Origin of the sequence: Bifidobacterium avesanii (assembly GCF_009299475.1) — a bacterium.
Taxonomy (GTDB): Bacteria; Actinomycetota; Actinomycetes; order Actinomycetales; family Bifidobacteriaceae; genus Bifidobacterium; species Bifidobacterium avesanii.
In genome coordinates, this window is the sequence record NZ_WBSN01000002.1 from 201,818 (window position 1) to 212,442 (window position 10,625).

General features: G+C 66.0%; 7 protein-coding genes. 5 read left to right on the forward strand and 2 right to left on the reverse strand.

Going from position 1 to position 10,625, the window contains the following annotated elements; genetic code table 11:
* Positions 1 to 252: 252 nt before the first annotated feature.
* Positions 253 to 1,296: a LacI family DNA-binding transcriptional regulator gene (locus DSM100685_RS02325; protein ID WP_152349746.1), complete on the reverse strand. Its 1,044-nt coding sequence runs from the start codon at positions 1,294 to 1,296 to the stop codon at positions 253 to 255.
* Positions 1,297 to 1,484: 188 nt separating this feature from the next.
* Between DSM100685_RS02325 and uxaC the strand changes: the two genes are divergently transcribed.
* The 3 genes from uxaC to uxuA all read left to right on the forward strand — a co-directional run bounded on the left by uxaC (position 1,485) and on the right by uxuA (position 5,834).
* On the forward strand, positions 1,485 to 2,900 hold the full coding sequence (gene uxaC, locus DSM100685_RS02330) for a glucuronate isomerase (RefSeq protein WP_152349747.1): 1,416 nt from the start codon (positions 1,485 to 1,487) through the stop codon (positions 2,898 to 2,900).
* 44 nt (positions 2,901 to 2,944) lie between these two features.
* Positions 2,945 to 4,582: a mannitol dehydrogenase family protein gene (locus tag DSM100685_RS02335; protein ID WP_152349748.1), complete on the forward strand. Its 1,638-nt coding sequence runs from the start codon at positions 2,945 to 2,947 to the stop codon at positions 4,580 to 4,582.
* Positions 4,583 to 4,703: 121 nt separating this feature from the next.
* Positions 4,704 to 5,834 (forward strand): mannonate dehydratase, encoded by a 1,131-nt coding sequence (uxuA, locus tag DSM100685_RS02340; RefSeq protein WP_152349749.1) that lies wholly within the window; start codon positions 4,704 to 4,706, stop codon positions 5,832 to 5,834.
* Positions 5,835 to 6,647: 813 nt separating this feature from the next.
* Here uxuA and DSM100685_RS02345 read toward each other — a convergent pair.
* Positions 6,648 to 8,087: an MFS transporter gene (locus DSM100685_RS02345; protein ID WP_152349750.1), complete on the reverse strand. Its 1,440-nt coding sequence runs from the start codon at positions 8,085 to 8,087 to the stop codon at positions 6,648 to 6,650.
* A gap of 365 nt (positions 8,088 to 8,452) precedes the next feature.
* On the opposite strand from DSM100685_RS02345, the gene DSM100685_RS02350 reads away from it, so the two are divergent.
* Positions 8,453 to 9,442: a sugar kinase gene (locus tag DSM100685_RS02350; RefSeq protein ID WP_152349751.1), complete on the forward strand. Its 990-nt coding sequence runs from the start codon at positions 8,453 to 8,455 to the stop codon at positions 9,440 to 9,442.
* A 71-nt stretch (positions 9,443 to 9,513) separates the two neighbouring features.
* Positions 9,514 to 10,179, forward strand: coding sequence for a bifunctional 4-hydroxy-2-oxoglutarate aldolase/2-dehydro-3-deoxy-phosphogluconate aldolase (gene eda / locus DSM100685_RS02355; protein ID WP_152349752.1), 666 nt, complete (start codon positions 9,514 to 9,516; stop codon positions 10,177 to 10,179).
* Positions 10,180 to 10,625 lie beyond the last annotated feature (446 nt).

Sequence of the window (10,625 nt, forward strand, 5' to 3'; positions counted from 1 at the left end):
AGTCATCCAAGGCCCGTTCGGGCGTTTCGCGCGTGATCACAACCGATCACAAGCGTTCCGGAGCGCTCTTCCGGCCCGGCCTCACCGAGCAGCCTCCCGGACGGCCTTCCGAGCAGCCACGCGCGCCGGGCCATCATGCACGCACCGGGCCATCATGCACGCACCGGGCACCCGCGCGCACACCGGACCGCCGCATACGCACCGGACCGCCGCGCGCACGCCGCGTCCGCCGGCCGCGCTCCCCTACCGGATTCAGCGCACCACCGGGGCGGTGCTGGCGCGCGGCACGAACGTGGAGTCCACCACGATCGGCTTCATGCCCTCCTGCGACTTGATGCGGCGCAGGCGGCCCACCAGCTCGTCCACGGCGAGCGCGGCGGTCTCGCGCCTCGGCATGCGCACGCTCGTGAGGGCCGGGGTGACCAGGGAGCTCACCGGGATGTCGTCGATGCCCACCACCGAGACCTGCCCGGGCACGGACACGTGCTGCGCGCGCAGGGCGGCGATGAACCCGATGGCGATCATGTCGTTGTAGGCGAGCACCGCGGTGGTGGGGTTCCTCAGGAACGCCTCGGCGCAGCGGTAGCCGCCGGAGAAGCTCGGCGCGTCGGACGCGATGCGCTTGAGCCGCACGCCGCGCATGGAGCACAGGGCCGTCATGATGCGCCAGCGCGTGCCCTCCTGCCAGCTGGTTTGCGGGCCGGATATATAGGTGAGCTCCGTGTGCCCGAGCTGCGTCAGATGGTTGACCGCCTCCTCGAGGCCGGTCTGCACGTTGCCGATGATCGACTTGACGCCGCGGATGGACCGGTTGAGCGCGACGACCGGCTTGGTCTCCGCGAGCTTGCGGATGGCCGAGTCGGAGCGGCGCGAGGATCCGAGGATGATGCCGTCCACGTGCGGGCGGGCGATCTCCACCGCGTTCTTCTCGATCGCGCCGGTCTCCTCGGAGTCGATGACGAGCAGGCCGTAGCCCAAGTCGAGGCAGCGGTGCTGGGCGGCCTTGACGTAGTCGGCGAAGATCGGGTTGGCGAGGTCGGAGACCACGATGGCGATCTGGTCGGTCGCCCCGCCGGAGGGATCGTACGAGGAGATGGGCGCGGCGCGGTATCCCAGACGGTCGGAGACCTCGCGGATTTTCTTCGCGGTCTCGGCGCTCACGCGGCCGGGGCGGGCGAAGGCGCGCGACACCGTGGACGGCGATACGCCCACCTCGCGGGCCACGTCGCGGATGGTGACGCGATGCTCCCCGCCCTCGGCCGCCGGCTCGCTCCCGTTCCGTTCGTTTTGCGCCATGACGCTCCCCTCGTTTCAGTCCGTATATATAGGGCCCATATATAGAGGTATAGAGGCCCCTCTGGTCCGCCCCTCCGGCCAGCCGACCCGCCGGGCATCGAAGCCCCATTCTACCGGCAGGGGCGCTTTTGCCGTCAAAACGTGGCAACGTCGGGCAGTGCCGGAGTCAAGAAACGATAATGGGAGGCATGACAACGAAGTATGATCTCAATCCCGATCGTCTTCTTCCCCCCGATCCCGTCGAGCGCGACATCGCGCGCGACCTGTACGCGGCGGTGAAGGATCTGCCCATCATCTCCCCCCACGGCCACGTGCCGGTCGAGTGGTTCCATGACAAGGACTACCACTTCTCCGACCCGACGAGCCTGTTCATCACGCCCGACCACTACGTGACGCGCGTGATGCACTCGCAGGGCGTGGCGCTCAAGGATCTGGGCGTCAACCAGAAAGACTTCACCCCCGAGCAGGCCCGCAACGCCTTCCTCATCTGGGGCAAGAACTGGGGCGCGTACGCCGGCACGCCGATGCGCTACTGGTTCGAGGACTCCCTGCAGAACGTCTTCGACATCCACGAGAAGTTCGGCCCGGACACCGCCGGCCACATCTACGACGAGCTCAAGGACCTGCTCAAGCAGCCGGAGTTCACCACCCGCGAGCTGGTCAAGAAGTTCAACATCGGTTTCATCTCCACCACCGACGACACGCTGGACGACCTGCACCTGCACGACGAGACCAACGCGGACCCGGACTTCCCGGCGCGCCTCGCCCCGGCGTTCCGCCCGGACGTCTACCTCGAGCCGCTGACCGCCGGCTGGGCCGAGATGGTCGGCAAGCTGGGCGACGTGGCCGGCGTGGACACCTCCACGTACGACGGCTTCACCGAGGCCCTGCGCCGCCGCCGCCTGTACTTCAAGGAGCACGGCGCCGTGCTGTCCGACCACTCCCACGCCGACGTGCGCACCGATCGCCTCTCGGACGCCGAGGTCAACAAGCTGTACGCCGAGGCACTCGCCGGCACCATCTCCGCCGACGACGCCACCCGCCTGCGCCGCCACTTCTTCTCCGATCAGGTCCGCATGGCTCAGGAGGACGGCCTCGTGATGACCGTGCACCCGCACGTGCACCGCTCCTACGATCCGTCCAACCTCGCCGAGTACGGCAAGGACACCGGCGGCGACGTGCCCGCCAAGGCCGAGTTCACCGTGGACCTGAAGCCCCTGCTCAACAAGTACGGCAACAACCCGGACTTCCACTTCGTGGCCTTCACCATGGACGAGACCGTGTACGCCCGCGAGCTGGCCCCGCTGGCCGGCTTCTACCCGAGCCTGTACATCGGCGCCCCGTGGTGGTTCATCGACGCCCCGGAGCCGATCCTGCGCTACTACGCCGAGGTCGTGCCGAACGCCGGCTTCACCAAGCTGTCCGGCTTCATCGACGACACGCGCGCCCTGTGCTCCATCCCGGCCCGCCACGACACCAACCGCCGCCTGACCGCCCGCTACGTGGCCGGTCTGGTCGCTGACCACCGCCTGACCCTCGAGGAGGGCCGCCAGATCGTGGTCGACTCCGTGGTCGCGCAGCCCACCAAGGTCTTCAAGCTGTAATCGACCGTCGGTTCAGCCGCAATTTTTCAGAAAGGAAACACATCATGGTTCTTCATCTCACCGACGACCTGAACGCCACCAAGGACGCCTGGGCCGCAGCCGGCATCAAGCTGCCCGCGTTCGACACCGCCGACGTGCGCGCCAACACCGCCGAGCACCCGTACTGGGTCCACTTCGGCGCCGGCAATCTGTTCCGCGCCGTGCACGCCGCCATCGCCCAGGACCTCATCGAGGCCGGCGAGACCAAGTCCGGCGTGATCGTGGCCGAGACCTTCGACGCGGACATCGTCGACGAGGCCTACAAGCCGTTCGACGACCGCTGCCTGCAGGTCGTGCTCAAGTCCGACGGCTCCGTCGACAACCGCCTCATCGCCTCCGTGGCCGCCGCCTACGGCGTGCGCAACCACGAGGACGCCGCGTGGGAGGGCCTCGCCAAGGTGTTCCGCAACCCGGAGCTCCAGTTCACCACCGTCACCATCACCGAGAAGGGCTACGCGCTGACGGACCCGGCCGGCGACATCCTGCCGTGGATCGAGCCCGAGGTCGAGAACGGCCCCGAATCCGCCGTCTCCGCCATGGGCGCCATCACCGCCCTGCTGCTCGAGCGCTTCAAGGCCGGCGCCTACCCGATCGCCATGGTCTCCACCGACAACTTCTCCCAGAACGGCGACCGCTTCGGCGCCGCGATCAAGCAGTTCGCCGAGCTGTGGAAGGAAAAGGGCTTCGTGGGCCAGGACTTCCTCGACTACCTCAACGACGAGTCCAAGGTCACCTTCCCGCTGTCCATGATCGACCGCATCACCCCGAACCCGGCCGAGTCCGTGGCCGAGCAGCTCGCCAAGGACGGCTTCGGCGACACGCAGATCATCCACACCGCCAAGCGCACCAACGTGGCCCCCTTCGCCAACACCGAGGAGACCTGGTACCTCGTCGTCGAGGACAAGTTCCCGAACGGCCGCCCGGCCCTCGAGAAGGCCGGCGTGTACGTGGCCGACCGCGCCACCGTGAACGACGCCGACGAGATGAAGGTCACCACCTGCCTCAACCCGCTGCACACCGCGCTGGCCACCTTCGGCATGCTGCTCGGCTACCCGTCCATGAGCGCCACCATCGCCGACCCGGACCTGAAGAAGCTCGTGGAGCGTCTGGGCTACGTGGAGGGCCTGCCCGTGGTGACCGACCCGAAGATCTTCTCCCCCAAGGAGTTCCTGCGCCAGGTCATCGAGGTGCGCGTGCCGAACCCGAACATCCCGGACACCCCGGCCCGCATCTCCACCGACACCTCGCAGAAGATCCCGGTGCGCTACGGCGTGACGATCAAGAAGTACGTCGAGGATCCGTCCAAGGACCTCGGCTCCCTGACCGCCATCCCGCTGGTGATCGCCGGCTGGCTGCGCCTGCTGCTCGGCGAGAACGGCGTCGCCACCAACGACAAGGGCGAGAACGTGGCCCTGAGCCCGGACCCGCGTCTGAAGGACTTGCAGGAGAAGCTCGCCCCGCTCTCGCTCGGCGGCGACCTCGCCAAGGCCGACGACGTGATCAAGCCGATCCTCGCGGACACCACGATCTTCGGCACCGACCTCAACACGACCCCGCTCGCCGCGAAGGTGCTGGACTACTTCAAGCAGTTCGCCGCCGGCACCGGCAGCGTGCACGCCGTGCTGGAGAAGGCGCTCGCCTGATCCGCGCCCGATACGCGCCCGTCTGACCGGACGCGATTGACCGGGGTCCGGCCCAAGCGAAACGCCGGGCCCCGGATTACACTGAAACTGTAAGCAAACCATTCAAAGGAGAACAATCACCATGCATATGGGATTCCGCTGGTACGGCGAGGGCAACGACACCATCTCGCTGGACGACATTCGCCAGATCCCCGGCGTCGAAACCATCGTCTGGTCCCTGCACCACAAGCAGGCCGGCGAGCTGTGGGAGCCGGAGGAGATCGAGGCCGAGATGAAGAAGATCACCGGCCTTTCCGAGGACGACCGCAAGCGCGGTGTGACCAAGACGTTCAACGCCGACGTGGTCGAGTCCGTCAACGTGCACGAGTCCATCAAGACCGGCAAGACCATGCTGGGCATGAGCCGCGACGAGGCGCTCGACAACTACATCAAGACCATCGAGAACCTCGGCAAGGCCGGCGTCAAGGTCGTCACCTACAACTTCATGCCGGTGTTCGACTGGCTGCGCACCGACATGTTCCACCCGTCCCCGGACGGCTCCACGGCCCTGTACTACGACGCCCACAAGGTCGCCCAGCTCACCGACCCGCAGGCCCTGATCGACGAGACCCTCAACGGCGCCGGCAACCTCACCATGCCGGGCTGGGAGCCGGAGCGTCTGGCCCACCTGTCCGAGTTCATCGAGGCCTACAAGGGCATCGACCACGAGAAGTACTACGAGAACTACAAGGTCTTCCTCGACGCCGTCATCCCGACCTGCGAGAAGTACGACGTCAAGCTGGCCGTCCACCCGGACGACCCGGCCTTCGACCTGTTCGGCTGGCCGCGCGTGGTCTCCTCCAAGGAGGGCATCCAGCGCGTGCTCGACCTCAACCCGTCCCCGTACAACGGCCTGTGCCTGTGCCTGGGCTCCTTCAGCTCCCGCCGCGGCAACGACCCGGTGGACGCCGTCAAGACGTTCATGGACCGCATCCACTTCTCGCACGTGCGCAACATCAAGTTCCTCGACGACGCCGGCTCCTTCTCCGAGGTGGGCCACCGCGCGTCCGAGGGCGACGTGGACACCGTGGGCATCATGAAGGCCTACGCCGAGGCCGACTACCAGGGCTACATCCGCCCGGACCACGGCCGTCACCTGTGGAGCGAGAACACCGAGGCCGGCCGTCCGCGCCCCGGCTACGGCCTGTACGACCGCGCCCTCGGCATCCAGTACCTGCTGGGTGTGTGGGACGCCTACAAGTACAACAAGTAAGGCGGGCGGCGCGCGCATTTGCGCTGATTGGCGTGCGTTTGCCGCGCTGACCGACGTGTGATCACGGCGCGCCCACCGCATGACGAAGGCCCCGGAGTTCACGGTTCCCGACCGTGCTCCGGGGCCTTCGTGTTGCTTTGGGCCTTCGCGGCGCTCCGGAACATGGCACCCAATGCACGCTCGGCGCACCGGCGCACCCGTCCGCGCAAATCGGATGCGAATCGGGACATCAGCGCCCCTCCCTGTGTCTCAATCCGCATCCACTTTCGGAATTGGATGCGATCCGAGACACAATCGGCGCCCTCTGTGTCTCAATCCGCCACCAAATCCGGGAATGGATGCAAATTAAGACACAAGCCGCCTTCCCTGTGTCTTAGATCGCCACCAATTCTGAAAGTGGATGCGGATCGGGACACGGGAGGACTTCCCTATGTATCAATCCGCATCCGCTTGGTCAATCTACTTTCGTCCGGGGCAAACTTTCGGGCATATTTCCGGCCGGATCGTTGGCCTTCCGCCGGTTCGGCGAATATTCTCCCCGAAAATTTGCCCGGATGCGGCGTCCTACCGACAAATTTCCCGCCCGATTATCGACCCGGCGACCGGAATTCCGCCGCTCGCCCCGGAAATACCCTCCGAAATTTGCCCGCACCAGCCACCGCACAGTCGCCGTCCAGCCACCGCGAGTCCGCCGCCGCCCAACCCCCGCATACGGCAAGGCCCCGTGCGGCGTGAGCCTTGGAAGCTCGCCGCACGGGGCCTTGCCCGCTTCGGGATGGAGGGAGGAAGAACGGACGGGAGGAAGCCGAAGCCTTACTTCTCTCCGCGCTTGGCCTTGAGGATGGCCACGTTGGAATCCACGCGCTTCTTGTTGAGCGGGTAGAGGAAGATGAGCAGCAGCACGCCGATGAACAGCGTGACGGCCGGGATCATGGTGCTGAAGTTGTAGATGTTGTTGCGCACCTGATCGGTCTGCACCGCGGTGGCGCCGGACTGGTAGCCCACCCAGGCGAGCGCGTTGCCGGAGATCCAGCCCGCGATGGCTTGGCCGACCTTGCGGCCGAAGGAGTACACCGAGTAGACGGTGGCGTCCTCGCGCATGTTCTGGTGAACCTCGATGTCGTCGATGGTGTCGGTGGCCATGGCGTAGCAGACCATGTTGCTCAGGCCCACGCCGAGGAAGATGAGCACGTAGCCCACGGTGAACACCATCGGCTGGTCGGTGTGCAGCACAAACAGCACGGCGACCACGCAGCAGGCGAACGCCTGGCCGAGGACCGCGCAGCCCTTGTGGCCGATCTTGCGCGACAGCGGCTTGGCGATCGGCGCGCAGGCGAGCATGGCCAGGGAGCCGCACATGACGGTCAGGGAGATCATGGCCGCGGTGCCGAAGTAGTCGGCGTAGATGTAGTTGACCATCTGCATGAGGAAGAGCATGGCGATGGTGGCCGAGAGGGACATGAGGATGAGGCCCCACAGGGAGCGGCTCTTCAGGGCGTTGCCGATCATGCCGAAGGTGGACTTGCGCTCCTCGGCGGCGGACTCGCCGGCCACGTGGTGGCTCTCGGGCTTGACGCGCTCGGTGCACAGCTTGTAGCAGGCGAAGAAGCACAGGATGGCGAGCACCGCGAACACGCCGGAGACGAACGCGAACACCTGGGTGCCCTCGCCGCCGCGGATGATCTGGTTGCCGTTCTCGTCGGCGGTGTAGATGATGATCGGGGCCACGACGCCGATCACGAGGCTGGCGCAGGTGGAGCCCACGGTGCGGAAGGTGGACAGCGAGGTGCGGTCCTCAGGTTCGGCGGAGATGAGGGACGCCATGGAGCTGTAGGGGATGTTCACGCAGGAGTACAGGATGCCCCAGATGACGTACGTGACGTACATGTAGACGATCTTGACCCACATCGGAGCGCCGATGGCGAAGGTCTGGTACATGAGGAACGAGAAGATGACGACGGGCGGGGCCATCTTCATCATGACCGGACGGTACTTGCCGCCCTTGCCGGCGGGCATCTTGTCCACCACGACGCCCACGGTGACGTCCGCGAAGGCGTCGATGATGCGGGCGATGAGGAACATCGTGCCGACGATGCCGCCGTTGATGCCCATGACCTTCGTGTAGAAGATCAGCAGGAACGAGCTGGCGAACGTGAACATGAAGTCGTTGCCGAAGTCTCCGAACAGGTAACCGACCTTGTCCCTGATGCCGAAGGGACGCACCTCCGCGGGCACGCTGGTTGCAGCACTCATTGGTCTCTCCTTTGTAGGCCTTTCCTAAACGCCCGCCGATTCGCATTCCCAGCGGGCCTTGCGTCGGCTGCTCTGCCGACCTGATTCGAATGTACGCGAATTTGCCGGCAAACGATTTTCTTTCACGCGTTTTCATCGGACGTCCGACCGGGCCGCCGCGCAACCTTCCGCGCAACCTTCCGCACGACCTTCCGCACGACCTTCCGCACGACCTTCCGTGCAAACCTCCGTCTGCCTCGCGCGAGCCGCCGCCCCCGTGGCACGCCTCACACGGCATTTTCGTGCAACAACACCCCATCCCAGCCCAAGGTGCGCTAGTGTGGAGGGTGCATAGGAGCACCAATGCTACAAGGGAGTTCTGCAATATGACGACTACCGCCGATTTCACGGTCGAGGGCCTCAAGCCCGGCAAGGTCCTGCTCGTGGGCGAGGCCATGGCGCTGTTCACCGCAATGGAGGAGGGCGAACTGGGTGCCGTGGACACGTTCAACGCGTCCGTGGCCGGCGCCGAGCTCAACGTCTGCGTCGGTCTGGCCCGCCTCGGCCAGAAGCCGGTGTACATGACCAAGCTGGCCCCGGATCCGTTCGGCGACCGCATCCGCGCGTTCATGGAGCGCAATGCGATCGACACCTCGCTGGTCACCATCGACCCGTCCCGCCCGACCGGCTTCATGATGAAGTCCAAGGTCTCGCACGGCGATCCGAAGACCTACTACTGGCGCAAGGGCTCCGCGGCCTCCACCATGGGCCCGGACGACGTGGACGCCGTGGACTTCTCCGACATTTCCGTCGTGCACCTGACCGGCATCCTGCCGCCCCTGTCGGACACCACGCTGGCCGCCTCGCACGAACTGGTCAAGCGCGCCCGCGAGAACGGCGCGTTCGTCTCCTTCGACCCGAACCTGCGCCCCGCCATCTGGCCAAGCCTCGACCTCATGCGCGACACGCTGCGCGAGCTGGCCTCGCAGGCCGATCTGGTCCTGCCCGGCATCGGCGAGGGCCGCGAGCTGTTCGGCGCGGAGACCATCGAGGACACCGCCAAGGCGTTCATCGACAACGGCGCGAAGTACGTGGTCGTCAAGGACGGCCCGAAGGGCGCCTACGCCACCAACGGCACCGAGAGCGCGTACGTGCCCGGCTTCGTGGTGGACACCGTGGTGGACACGGTCGGCGCGGGCGACGGCTTCGCGGCCGGCACCCTGTCCGCCCTGCTCGAAGGCAAGACCATCTCCGAGGCCATGGAGCGCGGCTGCGCGCTGGGCGCCATCCAGACCCAGTTCGTCTCCGACAACGAGGGCCTGCCCACGCCGGAAGAGCTCGAGGCGTTCAAGTCGTCGCACCACCGTGCGGCCTGAAACGCGGCCGGGCATACGGCAATAGCAACTGTTGATCCAACCAACGATCACCAACAAGAAAGAAGATTCACATGGCAGTTACGAAGAGCGAAGAGCTTCTCCCCTACCTTGAGCAGCTGGGCGTCGTCCCGCTGGTGACCCTGCACTCCCTGGACGAGGCCGTCCCGCTGGCCCAGGCCCTCGAGGAGGGCGGCGTGCCGGTGGCCGAGGTCACCTTCCGCTCCCCCTTCTGCATCGAAGGCATGAAGAAGATCGCGGCCGAGGTCCCGGGCGTCACGCTCGTGGCCGGCACCGTGCACACGCTCGATCAGGCCAAGGCCTCCATCGACGCCGGCGCCAAGGGCCTCGTCACCCCGGCCTTCACCGAGGAGATCGTGGACTGGGCGCTGGAGAACAACGTCCCGATCCTGCCCGGCACCGCCGTTCCGTCCGACGTGGACAAGGCGTACCAGCGCGGCATGCGCTACGTGAAGTTCTTCCCGGCCGAGGCCTACGGCGGCGTGAAGACCCTCAAGGCCCTCAACGGCCCGTTCGCCGAGATGAAGTTCCTGCCGACCGGTGGCGTGAGCCTGAAGAACGCCGCCGAGTACATCGGCCTCAAGAACGTCTTCGCCATCGGCGGCTCCTTCCCGGTGCCGTCCGCCGCTCAGAAGGTGGGCGACTGGGCCGCCGTCGCGCAGGCCTGCAAGGACGCCCGTGCGATCGTCGAGCCGATCATCGCCTCCAAGAACGCCTGATCGCGGCTAAGCGACAAAGGGGCTGGCTCCGAACTTTCCATGGTTCGGGCCGGCCCCTTTTCGTTGCCGTCATTCCGGATGATTCAGGCGATTCGGATGTTCCCCGGACGGAGGGACGCCGTAGCTCCTTCTATCATCCTCACGAGCGGAACCGATGAACGATCGCCGCGCAACTCAATTCGCTCATTCCGTATCCCGCGCACCGCAGATTGAGCGAATCCAGTGCGATGCGGACCCGATTCACGTCCTCACGCATCCGATCCGCTCAATCTGCAGACCGGAACACGAGGAATGAGCGAATCCAGTGCGCGACGGCCCACATGGGGGTGCGGACGAAAAGTTGGACGCTTTGGCGTCCGGATTGGAGTCCGCAATGTACCGCAAGGACGTCAAGCGCATGGTCGTCGGCCTGTTCTACGACGACCGCATCAACGCGCCCGAGATCA